This window comes from Pseudomonas sp. MPB23 (genome assembly GCF_046605395.1).
Taxonomy (GTDB): Bacteria; Pseudomonadota; Gammaproteobacteria; order Pseudomonadales; family Pseudomonadaceae; genus Aquipseudomonas.
In genome coordinates this window covers 855,882-873,197 of record NZ_CP176771.1, presented here as the reverse complement: position 1 = coordinate 873,197, position 17,316 = coordinate 855,882, and the positions used below count along the sequence as shown (strand labels likewise).

Sequence of the window (17,316 nt, the reverse complement as noted above, 5' to 3'; positions counted from 1 at the left end):
AAATAAAGTAAACTTCTTGCCTCCTTTCTATGCAGCATTGAGCCATGCCTAAAACTGGACGCCCACCGGTAATCGCTGCGCACCATTATCCTCTGCTGGCCAGGCTCGCTCATACGCAACCTTATTCCAGTCAAGCCGAACTGGCGCAAGCATTCCATGCAGAAACGGGCATCCCGACACCTTTGCAAAAGCGCTGAGACTGGCCGGGATCGTTCGAGTAAAGGAACGTGCCAAAGGTAGCTTCCAGCCTCCCGAGCCTCGTAAGTCTTATGGCTATACCGAGACACACCGGCATCAGTTGCCGGAGCAACGCTACCCCAGTTGCCTGACTGATGCAGAATGGACATTGGTCGCTGATTTACTTGAAGTCTCGGGAGGTCGCGGCGCACTCTTTTGGAAGCCTGCTTGTCGGCGCCGATGCCGAGATGACCCAGTTGCCGGGATTTCACTGCCCCATTCTGACTCCTCGTGAATCATTGTCTGTGCTGGATTTTTGCAGGTTTGGAGATGGGGCAGTCTTGCGTCGGCAACTGGGTCAATCCAGGGGCAGCGCCAACACCTTAACCATTTAGTTTCAATAATTGAGGCGCTACCAGCATAGTCACGTGGAGAATACCCTATCAACGCCGCGTCATTAAAAATCGCCAGTTGTGGGTAGCTCGTATGGTTATGAAGAAGTTGGCTGAAACCGTAGGTATCGGCTCTGCCCAGCGCGTCAGCAATCTTCAGCACAGCCTAACCTCGCAGATATGAGCGGGGTAATTTTCTAAAAATTTGAGCAGAGGGGTGTTGCGAATTTAAGTAAATATTCCTTTCCAAATAGGAACGGAGCGATTCGTGGCTTTGAATGGATAGAAGCAACGGCTTTCGCCTTAAGATGCTAAGCATCGATAGCGTATGAAAAGTCACACTTAGAGCCTAATAAGGCTCCAAGCGAGACAGTTTTTAATACTCAGAGACAGTTTTTAATCTTTACGATCACACCGGGCTCCAGGCGCCAGACGTATTACTCCACCGTCACCGACTTCGCCAAATTCCGTGGCTGGTCAACGTCAGTGCCCTTGAGCACGGCGACGTAGTAGGACAGCAACTGCAGCGGGATGGTGTAGAGGATCGGCGACAGGGTGTCGTGGATGTGTGGCATGTTGATGACGTAAGTACCTTCACCATTGACCATGCCAGCTTTTTCGTCGGCGAAGACGATCAGTTGGCCACCACGGGCGCGCACTTCTTGCAGGTTGGATTTGAGCTTCTCCAACAGTTCATTGTTCGGCGCAACGGTAACCACCGGCATGTCGTCATCCACCAGGGCCAATGGGCCGTGTTTCAGTTCTCCGGCCGGGTAGGCTTCAGCGTGGATGTACGAGATTTCCTTAAGTTTCAGCGAACCTTCCATCGCCACCGGGTATTGCGCGCCACGGCCGAGGAACAGGGTGTGGTTTTTGTCGGCGAACAACTCGGCGACTTTTTCCACGGTGCTGTCCATGGCCAGGGCTTCGCCCAGGCGGGTCGGCAGGCGGCGCAGTTCTTCTACCAGGGTGGCTTCGACGCCGGGAGCCAGGGTGCCGCGAACCTGGCCCAGGGACAGGGTCAGCAGCAGCAGGCCGACCAGTTGGGTGGTGAAGGCTTTGGTGGATGCCACGCCGATTTCGCGACCGGCCTGGGTCAGCAGGGTCAGGTCCGATTCACGCACCAGGGAGCTGATGCTGACGTTGCAGATCGCCAGGCTGGCGAGGAAGCCCAGTTCCTTGGCGTTGCGCAGGGCGGCCAGGGTGTCGGCGGTTTCGCCGGACTGGGAGATGGTCACGAACAGGCTATCGGGCTGCACTACCACCTTGCGGTAGCGGAATTCGCTGGCGACTTCGACCTGGCAAGGGATTCCGGCCAGTTCTTCCAGCCAGTAACGGGCAACCATCCCGGCGTGGTAGCTGGTGCCGCAGGCCACGATCTGCACATTGCGCACTTTGGCGAACAGCTCGGCGGCTTGCGGGCCGAAGGCGTTGACCAGTACTTGCTTGTCGCCAAGGCGACCTTCCAGGGTGCGTTGCACCACGGCCGGTTGCTCATGGATTTCCTTGAGCATGAAGTGGCGGAACGCGCCTTTGTCGGCCGCTTCGGCGCCATCGCGGTATTGCACGGCTTCGCGCTCGACGGAGTTACCGTTTACGTCCCAGATCGCCACGCACCGTGCGCATGTCCAGATCGCCACGCTTTCACGGCGGATGTCGGCAATGTCGCCTTCTTCCAGGTACATGAAGCGGTCAGTGACCTGACGCAGCGCCAGTTGGTCGGAAGCGAGGAAGTTTTCTCCCAGGCCCAGGCCGATCACCAACGGGCTACCACTGCGCGCGGCAACCACACGGTCGGGTTGGCTGGCGCAGATCACGGCCAGGCCGTAGGCGCCGTGCAGTTCCTTGACCGTGGCCTTGAGGGCGGTGGTCAGGTCGCTGTAATCCTTGAGTTTGTGGTTGAGCAGGTGGGCGATAACTTCGGTATCGGTGTCCGAGGTGAACACGTAACCCAGGCTCTTGAGTTGCTCGCGCAGCACTTCGTGGTTTTCGATGATGCCGTTGTGCACCACGGCCACGTCGCCGGAGAAGTGTGGGTGGGCGTTGCGTTCGCAGGGCGCACCGTGGGTGGCCCAACGGGTGTGCGCAATGCCCAGGCGGCCAACCAGCGGCTCGCCGGCCAATGCCTGGTCCAACTCGCTGACCTTACCTGGACGACGCACGCGCTCAAGCTTGCCGGCATTGGTGAAGACCGCCACACCGGCGCTGTCATACCCGCGGTATTCCAGGCGTTTCAGGCCTTCGATCAGGATGGGGGTTACGTTGCGTTCAGCGACTGCGCCAACAATGCCACACATGGTGTTTCTCCTAGATGATTGCCGCGCATATCAGCGTAATGCCGCGGGCTTGGATCTGGTCGCGGGCCTCAAGCGGCAGGCGATCATCGGTGATGAGGGTATGGACGCTGCTCCAGGGCAGTTCCAGGTTGGGAATCTTGCGGCCGATCTTGTCGGATTCGACCATCACCACCACTTCACGGGCGACCTCGGCCATCACCCGGCTGAGGCCGAGCAATTCGTTGAAGGTGGTGGTACCGCGCTGCAGGTCGATGCCGTCGGCGCCGATGAACAGTTGATCAAAGTCGTAGGAACGCAGCACCTGCTCGGCGACCTGGCCCTGGAACGAGTCCGAATGCGGGTCCCAGGTGCCGCCAGTCATCAACAGCACCGGCTCGTGTTCCAACTCACTCAAGGCGCTGGCCACATGCAGGGAATTGGTCATCACCACCAGGCCGGGCTGATGGCCCAGTTCAGGGATCATGGCCGCGGTGGTACTGCCGCTGTCGATAATGATGCGGGCGTGCTCACGCAAACGCTTCACGGCCGCACACGCAATGGCGCGTTTGTAGACCGAAATGGGTTGGGTGACGTCGCCTACGAGTTCCTGCGGCATGGTGATAGCGCCACCGTAGCGGCGCAGTAACAGGCCATTGCTTTCGAGGGCGGCCAGGTCCTTGCGGATCGTGACCTCCGAGGTTTCGAAACGCTTGGCCAATTCGTCCACACTCACTTCGCCCTGCTCATTGAGCAAGGTCAGGATGTTGTGGCGACGTTGAGGAGTATTTCGTTTCGACATGGCGGTTATAAGTTTCGTTTCGAAAGATAACGAAGGCAATAGAAACCTATAGTCGAAAGTTCGTCAAGCAGCTTTTTTCAAACAACGCACACCGAATGCGAAAGGGGGCTTGCTCCCGATGACGGAATTTCAGTCGATGCATACGTTGACTGATCTACCGTCATTGGGAGCAAGCCCCCTCACATTGGAGTTTTGCTGTCAGTGAGACTGTGGATAACTCAGTCCTTCTTGATTTTCACCGGGCGTTTCCAACCGTCAATGTTGCGCTGGCGGGCACGGGCAACGCCGAGCTGCAAGTTATCCACATCCTGATTGATGGTGGAACCCGCCGCCGTGGTGGCGCCGTCGCCAACCGTTACCGGGGCGACCAACGAATTGTTGGAGCCGATAAACACGTCTTCGCCCAATACGGTCTGGTGCTTGTTGGCACCATCGTAGTTGCAGGTGATGGTGCCAGCACCGATGTTGGTCCGCGCGCCGATCACGGCATCGCCCAAGTACGTCAGGTGACCGGCCTTCGCGCCTTCACCCAGATGGGCGTTTTTCAATTCAACAAAGTTACCCACATGGGCCTTGGCTTCCAGCACGCTGCCAGGACGCAAGCGTGCAAATGGACCGGCATCGCTGCCCTCGCCCATTACCGCACCTTCCAGATGGCTGTTCGCCTTGATCACTACACCTTTGCGCAGGGTGCTGTCCTTGATCACGCAGTTCGGGCCAATCACCACATCGTCTTCAATGATCACGCGGCCTTCGAGGATCACGTTGATGTCGATCAGCACATCGCGACCGACCGTCATTTCACCGCGTACATCGAAACGCGCCGGGTCACGCAACGTCACGCCCTGGGCCATCAGGCGTCGACCTTCACGCAATTGGTAGTGGCGCTCCAGTTCGGCCAGTTGCTTACGGTCATTGGCGCCCTGCACTTCCATCGGGTCGTGGGGCTGCTCGGTAGCGACCAGCAGGCCATCGCTGACGGCCATCTCGATCACATCGGTGAGGTAGTACTCGCCTTGCGCATTGTTGTTGGACAGGCGGCTCATCCAATCCGCAAGCTTACTGGCCGGGACGGCGAGAATACCGGTGTTGCCCTCGGTAATGGCGCGCTGGGCATCGCTGGCATCCTTATGTTCAACGATAGCCGCGACCTTGCCATCAGCAGTGCGCACGATGCGTCCGTAACCGGTTGGGTCGTCCAGCTCCACGGTGAGCAGGCCCATCTGGCCAGGCACAACATGCTTGAGCAGGCGTTGCAGGGTCTCCACTTCAATCAGCGGTACGTCGCCGTAGAGGATCAGCACGGTGTCGGCCGTGATGAATGGCACGGCTTGTGCGGTGGCATGGCCGGTGCCCAGTTGCTTGTCTTGTAAAACGAAATTCAAGTCATCCGCTGCCAGGCGCTCACGCACCACATCGGCGCCATGACCAATCACCACATGGATACGTTGCGGATCCAATTGCCGGGCGCTGTGGATAACATGGCCAAGCATGGAATTGCCGGCAACCGGGTGCAGGACCTTGGGCAGGGCCGAACGCATGCGGGTGCCCTGGCCTGCGGCAAGAATAACGATTTCAAGAGACATGAATGGCTACCAATCCTGGGCGGTCCGGATTCAGACCAGAGAAGTGTTTTGCAAAAAAAGAAAAAGGGTAGCCGAAGCTACCCTTTTTAATCAATCGCGCATGAGGCGTGACGGCTTAGCCGCCAAACTTCTTGCGGATCTGCTGGACGGTACGCAGCTGAGCTGCGGCCTCGGCCAGACGAGCAGCAGCAGATCCGTAGTCGAAATCTGCGCCTTTTTCGTTCAAGGCCTTCTCAGCAGCCTTGACGGCGGCCTGAGCGGAGGCTTCATCCAGGTCTGCAGCACGTTGCACGGTGTCGGCAAGTACCTTGACCATGTTCGGCTGAACCTCAAGGAAACCACCGGAAATGTAAAACACCTCCCGTTCCCCGCCTTGCTTGCTCAGAGTGATCGGACCTGGCTTCAAGCTGGTGATCAATGGAGCGTGGCCCATGGCAATACCCAAGTCACCGAGTTCGCCGTGTGCAATCACCATTTCTACCAGACCGGAGAAGATTTCCCCTTCCGCGCTGACGATATCGCAATGGACTGTCATAGCCATCTGATTGCCTCAACCTGATGAGCGCCCGTTGCCGGGCGTCGGGATTACAGTTTCTTGGCTTTCTCGATCGCTTCTTCGATGCCGCCGACCATGTAGAACGCTTGTTCTGGCAGGTGGTCGTAGTCACCGTTGAGGATGCCTTTGAAGCCAGCAATGGTGTCTTTCAGGGAAACGTATTTACCCGAGGCACCGGTGAAGACTTCAGCCACGAAGAACGGCTGCGACAAGAAGCGCTGGATCTTACGAGCGCGAGATACCAACTGCTTGTCGGTTTCCGACAGCTCGTCCATACCCAGGATCGCAATGATGTCCTTCAGTTCTTTGTAACGCTGCAGCACGTACTGAACGCCGCGAGCGGTGTCGTAGTGCTCCTGGCCGATCACGTTCGGGTCCAGTTGGCGCGAAGTCGAGTCGAGTGGATCGACCGCTGGGTAGATACCCAGGGAGGCGATGTCACGGGACAGTACGACGGTGGCGTCCAAGTGGGCGAAGGTGGTCGCTGGCGACGGGTCGGTCAAGTCATCCGCAGGTACGTATACCGCTTGGATCGAGGTGATCGAACCTTCCTTGGTCGAAGTGATACGTTCTTGCAGAACGCCCATCTCTTCAGCCAGGGTCGGCTGGTAACCTACTGCCGAAGGCATACGGCCCAGCAGTGCGGATACTTCAGTACCGGCCAGTGTGTAACGATAGATGTTGTCAACGAACAGCAGAACGTCGTTACCTTCGTCACGGAACTTCTCGGCCATGGTCAGGCCGGTCAGTGCTACGCGCAGACGGTTTCCCGGCGGCTCGTTCATCTGACCGTAAACCAGTGCCACTTTGTCCAGAACGTTGGAGTCCTTCATCTCGTGGTAGAAGTCGTTACCCTCACGAGTACGCTCACCCACACCGGCGAACACGGAATAACCGCTGTGCTCGATGGCGATGTTACGGATCAGTTCCATCATGTTTACGGTCTTGCCGACACCGGCACCACCGAACAGACCGACTTTACCGCCCTTGGCGAACGGGCAAACCAGGTCGATAACCTTGATGCCGGTTTCCAGCAGATCGTTGCCGCCAGCTTGCTCGGCGAACGAAGGTGCTGGGCGGTGAATGCCCCAGCGCTCTTCGGTGTCGATCGGGCCAGCTTCGTCAATCGGGTTACCCAGAACGTCCATGATCCGGCCCAGGGTCGCTTTACCGACCGGTACGGAGATGGCTGCGCCAGTGTCCAGAACACCCAGACCGCGCTTCAAGCCCTCGGTGGAACCCATTGCAATGGTACGAACCACGCCGTCGCCCAGCTGCTGCTGAACTTCCAGAGTGGTGCCTGCATCGCTTTGTACTTTCAAAGCGTTGTAGATGCTCGGTACGCTGTCGCGTGGAAATTCCACGTCGATAACGGCGCCGATGATTTGAACGATACGTCCGCTACTCATAGCTGGATCCTCTGAATATTTGAACCGTTAAACCGCGGCAGCGCCGCCGACGATTTCCGAGATCTCTTGGGTGATCGCAGCCTGACGCGCCTTGTTGTAGATCAGCTGCAAATCGCTGATCAGATCACCGGCGTTATCGGTAGCGTTTTTCATCGCGATCATCCGCGCCGCTTGTTCAGCTGCGTTGTTCTCGACCACCGCCTGGTAAACCTGCGACTCCACGTAGCGCACCATCAAGCCGTCAAGCAGCTCTTTGGCGTCTGGTTCGTAGAGGTAGTCCCAGTGGTGCTTGAGTTCCTGATCCGGGGTCGCCACCAGTGGAATCAATTGCTCCACGGTTGGCTGCTGGGTCATGGTGTTGATGAACTTGTTGGATACCACGGACAGGCGGTCAATCCGGCCTTCCAGGTACGCATCCAGCATCACCTTCACGCTGCCGATCAAATCATTGATCGACGGTTCTTCACCCAGGTGGCTGATAGCTGCAACGACGTTACCGCCGAAGTTACGGAAAAAGGCCGCACCCTTGCTACCAACGACACACAGATCGATCTCGACGCCGTTTTCGCGGTTTACCGCCATGTCCTTGACCAGGGCCTTGAACAGGTTGGTATTCAAACCACCGCACAAACCACGGTCACTGCTCACTACCACATAACCCACGCGCTTAACTTCGCGGTCGATCATGAACGGGTGGCGGTATTCCGGGTTGGCGTTGGCCAAATGCCCAATTACCTGGCGGATACGCTCCGCATAAGGACGGCTAGCAGCCATGCGCATTTGTGCCTTGCGCATTTTGCTGACCGCCACTTTTTCCATGGCGCTGGTAATTTTTTGCGTGCTTTTGATGCTCGCAATCTTACTGCGAATCTCTTTTGCGCCTGCCATGTAACACCTATCAGGTTAGCAAGCGGGAGCCTTGCGGCTCCCGCTGCGGCTTACCAGGTTTGGGTGGCCTTGAACTTCTCGATACCGGCTTTCATGCCAGCGTCGATATCGTCATTGAAGTCACCCTTCACGTTGATCTTCGCCATCAATTCGGCGTGATCGCGGTTGAAGTAAGCAATCAGCGCTTGTTCAAAGCTGCCGACCTTGGTGATTTCAACGTCGGTCAGGAACCCACGCTCAGCGGCATACAGCGACAACGCCATGTCAGCGATCGACATTGGGGCGTATTGCTTCTGCTTCATCAGCTCGGTAACGCGCTGACCATGCTCAAGTTGCTTACGGGTCGCTTCGTCCAGGTCAGAAGCGAACTGGGCGAATGCCGCCAGTTCACGGTACTGAGCCAGAGCGGTACGGATACCACCGGAGAGCTTCTTGATGATCTTGGTCTGAGCGGCACCACCCACACGGGATACCGAAACACCGGCGTTCACTGCAGGGCGGATGCCCGAGTTGAACATGGCCGATTCCAGGAAGATCTGACCGTCGGTGATGGAAATCACGTTGGTCGGAACGAACGCGGAAACGTCGCCAGCCTGGGTTTCGATGATCGGCAGTGCGGTCAGGGAACCGGTTTTGCCGGTCACTGCGCCGTTGGTGAACTTCTCTACGTATTCTTCGGAAACGCGGGATGCGCGCTCCAGCAGACGGGAGTGGAGATAGAACACGTCGCCTGGGTAAGCTTCACGGCCTGGTGGACGGCGCAGCAGCAGGGAAATCTGGCGATAAGCCACTGCTTGCTTGGACAGATCGTCATAAACGATCAGCGCGTCTTCACCGCGGTCACGGAAGAATTCACCCATGGTGCAACCGGAGTAGGGTGCCAGGAACTGCAGCGCAGGAGATTCCGAAGCACTGGCAGCCACGATGATCGTGTTGGCCAGGGCGCCGTTTTCTTCCAGCTTGCGAACCACGTTGGCGATGGTCGATTGTTTCTGACCGATCGCTACGTAGACGCAGTAAATGCCGCTGTTCTTCTGGTTGATGATCGCATCGATCGCCAGAGCGGTTTTACCGATCTGACGGTCACCGATGATCAGCTCACGCTGGCCACGGCCGACCGGGATCATGGCATCGACAGCCTTGTAACCAGTCTGTACAGGCTGGTCTACCGACTTACGCCAGATCACGCCTGGAGCAACTTTCTCGACCGCATCGGTCTCGGTGTTGTTCAGCGGACCTTTGCCGTCAACTGGGTTACCCAGTGCGTCGACTACGCGACCCAGCAGTTCCTTACCAACCGGAACTTCCAGGATGCGGCCTGTGCACTTGGCGCTCATGCCTTCAGCCAGACTGGTGTACGCGCCCAATACAACGGCACCTACGGAGTCTTGCTCCAGGTTGAGGGCCATACCGTAGACGCCGCCCGGAAACTCGATCATCTCGCCGTACATGACGTCGGCCAGACCGTGAATCCGCACGATACCGTCAGATACGCTGACGACAGTGCCTTCGTTACGGGCTTGGGAGGTCACATCGAGCTTGTCGATGCGGCCCTTGATAATTTCACTTATTTCGGAAGGATTGAGTTGCTGCATTGCTCTGCTGCCCCTTCAAACTCAAGATTTCAATGCTTCGGCCAGGCTCGCGAGTTTGCCGCGAACCGAGCCATCGATAACCAGGTCGCCGGCGCGAATGACAATGCCCCCAATGAGGGATTTGTCTTCCGCAACTTGCAGGCGCACTTCCCGGTCGAGTCGTGCACTGAGAACCTTGGCGAGTTTGTCTTGCTGTTCTTGGTTCAATGCAAAAGCACTGGTCACTTCTACGTCTACCGATTTCTCTTGCTCGGCCTTGTACAGGTCGAACAGAGCGGCAATCTCCGGCAGAAGCGGGAGACGGTCGTTTTCGGCAATGACGTGAATGAAGTTCTGCACTTTCACATCAAACTTGTCGCCGCACACTTCAATAAAAGTGGCGGCCTTGTCTGCGCTCGTCAGGCGCGGGGCCTTGAGCACGCGCTGCATGGTGTCGTTTTGCGACACTGCTGCGGCCAGGCCGAGCATGGCTGACCAAGAGGCCAGCTGCTGGTGGGCCTGGGCGTGCTCGAAGGCTGCCTTAGCGTAAGGTCGGGCCAACGTGGTCAGTTCTGCCATGATCGCCCTCGCTTAAATTTCAGCAGCCAGTTTATTAACCAGCTCCGCGTGCGCGTTTTGATCGATTGTGGCACCGAGGATCTTCTCAGCACCGCCGACCGCCAGAGCACCCAGTTGGGCACGCAGCGCGTCTTTGACGCCGTTCAGTTCCTGTTCGATCTCGGCATGAGCCGAAGCCTTCACACGGTCAGCTTCGACGCGGGCTTTTTCAACAGCCTCTTCGACGATCTGGTTACCGCGCTTCTTGGCTTGCTCAATGATCTCAGCTGCCTGTGCTTTAGCTTCGCGCAGTTGATGACCCACTTTCTCGTGGGCCAACTCCAGGTCGCGAGCTGCACGGCTGGCAGCGTCCAAACCGTCCGCGATCTTCTTCTGACGTTCGTGCAAAGCCGCGATGACCGGAGGCCACACGAACTTCATGCAAAACACTACAAAAATGAAGAACGCAACGGATTGGCCAATCAGGGTTGCATTAATGTTCACGCCAACACCTCGCTCATTCGTTGTCCATCACCCCAATCACTCGAAAAGTCGAGTGATTAGCCAGCGAGTTGACCAACGAAGGGGTTCGCGAAGGTGAAGAACAGTGCGATACCAACGCCGATCATGGTCACGGCGTCGAGCAGACCGGCGACGATGAACATTTTAACCTGCAGCATTGGGACCATTTCTGGTTGACGCGCTGCGCCTTCCAGGAATTTGCCGCCCAGCAGGCCGAAACCAATGGCAGTACCCAGAGCGCCCAGGCCGATCAACAGTGCAACAGCGATAGCGGTTAGACCAACTACAGTTTCCATCTTTCCTCCCGACTTTTACGTCGTATGGTTTAGGTTTTTTAGATTTTAAAGCGGTAAAACAAATCGTTTCATAGCCCTTTCAGGCCACCTTCCCGTTTCACCGGGAAGGACATCAGACTAGTCGAGACTGGCCTTAATGGTTCTCTTCGTGCGCCATCGACAGGTAGACGATGGTCAGCATCATGAAGATAAACGCCTGCAGGGTGATGATCAGGATGTGGAACACAGCCCACGCCCACTGCAGAACAACGCCCAGGCCGCTAAGCCAGAGCAGACCGCTGCCGAACATCACAGCGATCAGAATGAACACCAGCTCGCCGGCATACATGTTGCCGAACAGTCGCAGGGCCAGGGAAATCGGCTTGGCGACCAGGGTCACGAATTCCAGCAGGAAGTTCACCGGAATCAGCAGGGCTTGAACGATGATGTTCTTGCTGCCAAACGGGTGCAGGGTCAGTTCGCCGATGAAGCCGCCGATACCCTTGACCTTGATGCTGTAGAAAATGATCAACGCAAACACCGACAGGGCCATGCCCAGGGTGGCGTTAGGATCCGTGGTAGACACCGCACGGAACGGAATGTGGTGATCGCCGGAGATCAGGATGGCCAGTTGAGGAATCCAGTCGACCGGTACCAGGTCGACGGCGTTCATCAGGAACACCCAGACGAAGATGGTCAGTGCCAACGGTGCAATCACCGGGCTACGGCCATGGAAGCTGTCTTTCACGCTGCCATCGACGAATTCGACCATTACTTCAACGAAGTTCTGCAGGGCGCCTGGTTGACCGGAAGTCGCTTTCTTTGCCGCCATGCGGAAAATCAGAACGAAGATCAGACCCAATGCGACCGACCAACCCAGAGTATCCAGGTGGAAAGCCCAGAAGCCCATTTCTTTGGCCTCTGCTGCGGTGTGGGCGAAGCCCCAGCCGCCGTTGGGAAGCTGACCGAAGGTCAGGTTCTGCAAGTGGTGCTGGATATAGCCCGAAGCGGTTGTTTCTGCCATGGTTGCCTCAAACGCCCTAAGGTTTCGAAAGTCTTGTTTTCATTAGCAGGGGAGCGAACCAGCTGACCAGTTGGGTCAACACGAAGACGCCGAATACAGCCAGCGGCGCCAATGGCTTCACACCTGCAAAGGTCAGTGCAAACAGCACTGCCGTCAAAATCAGTTTCCCTGCCTCGCCGGCATAAAAAGACCGGACGATAGCCTGGGCTGCTCGGGCGCCGGAAAACCGAAAAGCCCTGTGAGCAAAATACATATTGGGCAGCAAGGCTATCAGGCCTCCGCAGAGTCCTGAATACCCGGCTACAACTCCATGCCAATACCAGAGCGCCAATGCGGCGATCAGCAAAATGACAAATTGAGCCAATAGAACCGGGAAAACGGCCAAGCGATGGAACGACGACGTGTTTGGCGTGCGGGTTTCCACCACTCTTGCTCCTCAATGGTCGGCTGCCGGAAATCAATAACTTGGCATAATTTGTGCCGACAAAATGCGCGCAGAGTATAGGGGCGGTTCTGCCCCTATTCAACTGCCAGGTAGTGATTTCCGATCACACGCTACATAAGCAAATGTTTCAGCGAATGTGGGCAAGGACACCCTGAAGCTCATCGAGCGAGTTATAGCCGATGACCAGTTGGCCTTTACCCTTCTTGCCATGCCGAATTTGCACCGCAGAGCCCAGGCGCTCGGCCAGGCGCTGTTCGAGACGCGCTATATCCGGATCAGTTTTGACCGCTTCGACCGGTGCAGGTTTGCCACTGAGCCACTGTCGAACCAGGGCCTCGGTCTGACGAACGGTGAGGCCTCGTGCGACAACGTGTCGCGCCCCTTCAACCTGTTGATTTTCCGGTAAACCGAGCAAAGCACGCGCATGACCCATTTCCAGGTCGCCGTGGGAAAGCATCGTCTTGATGACTTCCGGCAGTGCAATCAGGCGCAGCAGATTGGACACGGTCACGCGGGATTTACCCACGGCATCGGCCACTTGCTGCTGGGTCAGCTGGAATTCCTGCTGCAAACGCTGCAAAGCGATCGCTTCTTCGATCGGATTGAGGTCTTCGCGCTGGATGTTCTCGATCAACGCCATGGCGATGGCGGTTTCATCCGGCACATCGCGCACCATCGCCGGGATGGTGTCCTTGCCGGCCTGCTGGCTCGCGCGCCAGCGGCGTTCACCCGCGATGATTTCAAAACGTCCACCGCCGATCGGGCGCACCACGATCGGCTGCATTACGCCCTGGGCCTTGATCGAGTTGGCCAGTTCTTCCAGCGCCTGGGGATCCATGTCCCGGCGTGGCTGGTATTTGCCGCGTTGGATCAGGTCCAGGGGCAGGTGCTGCAGCTCACGCTCGTCGGCCTGCACCGCTTGTTCTTCAAGCGATGTGACGGTCGGACCACTCAACAGTGCATCCAGTCCACGTCCGAGACCTCGTTTCTTGACGGCCATGGGGATTCCTTAAGTTGGCTGGGCTGCAGCGGTGCGTGAGTTGCGGCGTTGACGACGAACCATCTCGCCGGCCAGCGCCAGGTAGGCGATGGCGCCACGCGAAGTTTTGTCGTACGCCAGCGCCGGCATGCCATAGCTTGGCGCTTCGGCCAAACGAATGTTGCGTGGGATCACGGTGTCGTACAGTTGATCGCCAAAGTGCTCCTTGAGCTGCGCCGAGACATCGTTCATCAGGCTCAGGCGCGGATCGAACATGGTCCGCAGCAAGCCTTCGATCTGCAGGTTCGGGTTGAGCAGTTCAGCGATGCGCTTGATGTTATCCACAAGATCGCTCAGCCCTTCCAGCGCGTAGTACTCGCACTGCATGGGAATGATCACCCCGTCGGCAGCCACCAACGCGTTGAGCGTCAGCATCGACAGCGACGGCGGGCAGTCGATCAAAATGTAATCGTAATTCTCGCGGATCGGCGCCAAGGCACTGCGCAGACGGCTTTCTTTCATCTGCATTTCCAGCAGCACCACTTCCGCCGCAGTCAAGTCGCGGTTGGCCGGCAGCAGTTGATAACCGCCGTGCTCGGAATAATGCATGGCCTGGGCCAGGTCGCACTCGCCAATCAGCAAGTCGTAGACCGAGTTTTCCAGACCGTGCTTATCCACACCGCTACCCATGGTGGCGTTGCCCTGTGGATCGAGATCGATCAACAGCACCCGGCGCTTGGTCGCGACCAGGGATGCTGCGAGGTTGATACAGGTGGTGGTTTTACCCACGCCACCTTTCTGGTTCGCTATCGCGAATACCTTAGCCATTCTTGCTTGTGTTCCCAATCATGCCGTGCGGCGCAGTATCAGCAGATGGCGTTGGCCTTGGCAACCGGGTACGGCCAAGGCGTGTTCGCTATCGAGGTGGAAGTCTGCCGGCAATGCTAACAGCTCGTCGCTTGGATGAACGCCCTTCATTGCCAGCCAACGGGTGTCACGGTCGCCCAGGTGGCGGGTCCAGTTGCTGAAGTTCTCCATACTGCTAAACGCCCGGGAAACAATTCCGTTGAATGGCTGTTCAGGGGAGAAGTCTTCTACCCGGCTGTGGATAACTTGCAGGTTGTCCAGCTTCAGTTCGAGTTTGACCTGGGTCAGGAAGCGGGTTTTCTTGCCGTTGCTGTCCAGGCAGGTCACTTGTGACTCGGGAAACAGGATCGCCAGGGGAATGCCAGGCATTCCACCGCCACTGCCTACATCCAGCCAGCGACCGTTTTCGACAAACGGCATTACGCTCAAGCTGTCGAGCAAGTGACGCGAGACCATTTCGTCGGGATTGCGCACCGCGGTGAGGTTGTAAGCCTTGTTCCATTTGATCAACAGGGCCAGATAACCCAGCAGCAATGCGTGCTGGGTTTCGGTCAAGTCCACGCCCAACTGGCGCGCACCTGTGGATAACTCTTCGGCGTGTTGCGAGGTGACCAACGAACTCAAGCGCTTTGCTCCAACTGACGGCCCGCGCCGCGTTTTTTCAAATGAATCATCAACAGCGAAATGGCTGCCGGGGTGACACCAGGGATACGCGAAGCCTGGCCCAAGGTTTCCGGACGAGTTATCCCCAGCTTGCTTTGGATTTCTTTCGACAGCCCGGAAATCCCGGTGTAATCGATATCCACAGGCAGCTTGGTGTTTTCACTGGCGCGCAAGCGGGCGATCTCGTCCTGCTGACGGTCAATGTAACCAGCATATTTGGTCTTAATTTCGATCTGTTCGGCGACCTGTGGATCTTCTGCCCCCTGCCCCGTCACTTCGACCAAGCCAGCGTAGTCGATTTCCGGCCGGGACAGCAGGTTCAGCAGGTTGTACTCGTGGGTCAGCGGCGTGCCGAACTTTTCGGCGATCGCATCGCCCTGCTCGGTGCCCGGGCGAACCCAGGTGCTTTTCAGACGTTGCTCTTCCAGGTCGATGCTTTCGCGTTTCTTGCAGAAAGCCGCCCAACGTGCGTCATCCACCAAGCCCAACTCGCGGCCTTTTTCGGTCAGGCGCAGGTCGGCGTTGTCTTCACGCAGAATCAGACGGTATTCCGCCCGCGACGTGAACATTCGGTACGGTTCCTGGGTGCCGAGGGTAATCAGGTCGTCGACCAATACGCCGATATACGCTTCGTCGCGACGTGGACACCAGCTGTCTTTGCCCTGGGCGCGCAACGCGGCGTTGGTCCCGGCCAGCAAACCTTGGGCGCCGGCTTCTTCGTAGCCGGTGGTGCCGTTGATTTGCCCGGCGAAGAACAGACCGCCGATCACTTTGGTTTCCAGGCTGTATTTCAAATCACGCGGATCGAAGTAGTCGTACTCGATGGCATAGCCGGGACGCACGATGTGCGCGTTTTCCATGCCACGAATCGATTGCACGATCTGGATTTGCACATCGAATGGCAAGGAAGTGGAAATCCCGTTCGGGTACAGCTCGTGTGTGGTCAAGCCTTCAGGCTCGATGAAGACCTGGTGGCTTTCCTTGTCGGCAAAGCGATGGATCTTGTCTTCGATCGATGGGCAATAACGCGGCCCGATACCTTCGATCACCCCGGAATACATCGGCGAACGGTCGAGGTTCGCGGCAATGATTTCGTGGGTACGTGCATTGGTGTGGGTAATCCAGCAGCTCACCTGTTTCGGGTGCTGCTCTTTGGAGCCCATGAACGACATCACGGGAATCGGCGTATCACCGGCCTGCTCGGTCATCACCGAGAAATCCACGGAACGCCCGTCAATACGCGGTGGAGTCCCGGTTTTCAGGCGACCGACCCGCAGCGGCAGTTCACGCAGACGTTGTGCCAGGGCAATCGATGGCGGATCACCCGCTCGGCCACCGGAATAGTTCTGCATGCCAATGTGGATAAGTCCACCGAGGAATGTACCGGTGGTCAACACCACGGATTCTGCGAAGAAACGCAGGCCCATCTGGGTGACTACACCGCGCACTTGATCCTGTTCGACGATCAGGTCGTCCGCCGCCTGTTGAAATATCCACAGGTTCGGCTGGTTTTCCAGGGTTTCACGCACCGCCGCCTTGTACAGGATGCGATCAGCTTGTGCCCGAGTGGCACGCACGGCCGGGCCTTTGCGGCTGTTGAGCACGCGAAATTGAATACCACCCTTGTCGGTGGCCATGGCCATCGCGCCGCCGAGGGCGTCGATTTCCTTGACCAGATGGCTTTTGCCGATCCCACCAATGGCGGGGTTGCAACTCATGGCACCGAGGGTTTCCACGTTATGCGTCAGCAACAGGGTTTTGACGCCCATGCGTGCTGACGCCAGTGCTGCCTCGGTACCGGCATGACCGCCGCCGATGACGATCACTTCAAAACGGGAAGGGAAATCCACCACGCACCTCGTGCCTGCTTAAGTAGGTAATTAGGAATTGATTGGTTGAGCTGGTTTTAGAGCTATGGCGGCAAGTATAGGGACTTAGCCCTCCCTAAAGAACCCTTTGCACAAAATTTAACCAGCTGTGGATGAATCACAGACAATAGAAATTAAAAGAGAGAAGTTTATTAAATCTTTGTTTTTATGTTTATTTCTACTGAGGTACATTTCTGTGGATAGATTGCTACAGGCCTTTATTTACGTTGTGTACAGCGATTCAAAAGTCTGTGGTCATGTGCCAAGGAGGCCCTTGGATAAGTGCTTTAAGCCTGTGGATTAAACAGGTGGTTATCCACAGAGGGGTTTTTGCTCAGGTTTCAAGCCCTGTTATCAACTGAGCACAGGGGCGGTTATTCACAGGGCTTAATCCACAGATTTGTGCGAATCAGCGTGATTTCCATCCACGGCAAGGCCACCTGAATCCATTGATTCGG

At 57.1% G+C, this 17,316-nt stretch carries 16 protein-coding genes and 1 pseudogene; 1 reads left to right on the top strand and 16 read right to left on the bottom strand.

Annotated elements, in window-relative coordinates; translation table 11 throughout:
• Window positions 1-44 precede the first annotated feature (44 nt).
• Window positions 45-385: pseudogene (locus tag ACLH0J_RS03945) on the top strand (transposase); the annotation flags it as partial.
• Between the two features lie 621 nt (window positions 386-1,006).
• On the opposite strand, the gene glmS reads toward ACLH0J_RS03945, so the two are convergent.
• The 16 genes from glmS to mnmG all read right to left on the bottom strand — a co-directional run bounded on the left by glmS (window position 1,007) and on the right by mnmG (window position 16,840).
• Window positions 1,007-2,866 (bottom strand): glutamine--fructose-6-phosphate transaminase (isomerizing), encoded by a 1,860-nt coding sequence (glmS, locus tag ACLH0J_RS03940; RefSeq protein WP_411390939.1) that lies wholly within the window; start codon window positions 2,864-2,866, stop codon window positions 1,007-1,009.
• 10 nt (window positions 2,867-2,876) lie between these two features.
• Window positions 2,877-3,644 carry a DeoR/GlpR family DNA-binding transcription regulator gene (locus ACLH0J_RS03935; protein WP_411390938.1) on the bottom strand — a complete coding sequence of 256 codons (768 nt, stop codon included), beginning with the start codon at window positions 3,642-3,644 and terminating at the stop codon, window positions 2,877-2,879.
• 218 nt (window positions 3,645-3,862) lie between these two features.
• A complete protein-coding gene (gene glmU, locus ACLH0J_RS03930) occupies window positions 3,863-5,230 on the bottom strand; it encodes a bifunctional UDP-N-acetylglucosamine diphosphorylase/glucosamine-1-phosphate N-acetyltransferase GlmU (RefSeq protein ID WP_411390937.1) in 1,368 nt (455 codons plus the stop codon).
• A gap of 115 nt (window positions 5,231-5,345) precedes the next feature.
• Window positions 5,346-5,771, bottom strand: coding sequence for a F0F1 ATP synthase subunit epsilon (locus tag ACLH0J_RS03925; protein WP_411390936.1), 426 nt, complete (start codon window positions 5,769-5,771; stop codon window positions 5,346-5,348).
• 44 nt (window positions 5,772-5,815) lie between these two features.
• Entirely contained in the window at window positions 5,816-7,195 is a 1,380-nt protein-coding gene (gene atpD / locus ACLH0J_RS03920) for a F0F1 ATP synthase subunit beta (protein WP_010565871.1), read from the bottom strand.
• 27 nt (window positions 7,196-7,222) lie between these two features.
• Entirely contained in the window at window positions 7,223-8,083 is an 861-nt protein-coding gene (atpG, locus tag ACLH0J_RS03915; protein ID WP_010565870.1) for a F0F1 ATP synthase subunit gamma, read from the bottom strand.
• 50 nt (window positions 8,084-8,133) lie between these two features.
• On the bottom strand, window positions 8,134-9,678 hold the full coding sequence (gene atpA / locus ACLH0J_RS03910; protein ID WP_411390935.1) for a F0F1 ATP synthase subunit alpha: 1,545 nt from the start codon (window positions 9,676-9,678) through the stop codon (window positions 8,134-8,136).
• 21 nt (window positions 9,679-9,699) lie between these two features.
• On the bottom strand, window positions 9,700-10,236 hold the full coding sequence (locus tag ACLH0J_RS03905; protein ID WP_411390934.1) for a F0F1 ATP synthase subunit delta: 537 nt from the start codon (window positions 10,234-10,236) through the stop codon (window positions 9,700-9,702).
• Window positions 10,237-10,248: 12 nt separating this feature from the next.
• Window positions 10,249-10,719, bottom strand: coding sequence for a F0F1 ATP synthase subunit B (locus tag ACLH0J_RS03900; RefSeq protein WP_411390933.1), 471 nt, complete (start codon window positions 10,717-10,719; stop codon window positions 10,249-10,251).
• Between the two features lie 56 nt (window positions 10,720-10,775).
• Window positions 10,776-11,033, bottom strand: a complete 258-nt coding sequence (gene atpE, locus ACLH0J_RS03895) for a F0F1 ATP synthase subunit C (protein ID WP_002555987.1) — start codon at window positions 11,031-11,033, stop codon at window positions 10,776-10,778.
• Window positions 11,034-11,166: 133 nt separating this feature from the next.
• Entirely contained in the window at window positions 11,167-12,036 is an 870-nt protein-coding gene (gene atpB / locus ACLH0J_RS03890) for a F0F1 ATP synthase subunit A (RefSeq protein WP_411390932.1), read from the bottom strand.
• Between the two features lie 16 nt (window positions 12,037-12,052).
• Window positions 12,053-12,460: a F0F1 ATP synthase subunit I gene (locus ACLH0J_RS03885; RefSeq protein WP_411390931.1), complete on the bottom strand. Its 408-nt coding sequence runs from the start codon at window positions 12,458-12,460 to the stop codon at window positions 12,053-12,055.
• 148 nt (window positions 12,461-12,608) lie between these two features.
• A complete protein-coding gene (locus tag ACLH0J_RS03880) occupies window positions 12,609-13,481 on the bottom strand; it encodes a ParB/RepB/Spo0J family partition protein (RefSeq protein WP_411390930.1) in 873 nt (290 codons plus the stop codon).
• A gap of 9 nt (window positions 13,482-13,490) precedes the next feature.
• A complete protein-coding gene (locus ACLH0J_RS03875; RefSeq protein WP_090401326.1) occupies window positions 13,491-14,288 on the bottom strand; it encodes a ParA family protein in 798 nt (265 codons plus the stop codon).
• Between the two features lie 18 nt (window positions 14,289-14,306).
• The gene (rsmG, locus tag ACLH0J_RS03870; RefSeq protein WP_411390929.1) at window positions 14,307-14,951 is read right to left on the bottom strand and encodes a 16S rRNA (guanine(527)-N(7))-methyltransferase RsmG; all 645 of its coding nucleotides are present in this window, start codon (window positions 14,949-14,951) and stop codon (window positions 14,307-14,309) included.
• A complete protein-coding gene (mnmG, locus tag ACLH0J_RS03865) occupies window positions 14,948-16,840 on the bottom strand; it encodes a tRNA uridine-5-carboxymethylaminomethyl(34) synthesis enzyme MnmG (RefSeq protein ID WP_411390928.1) in 1,893 nt (630 codons plus the stop codon). The genes rsmG and mnmG overlap by 4 nt, the downstream gene beginning before the upstream one ends.
• Between the last annotated feature and the right edge of the window lie 476 nt (window positions 16,841-17,316).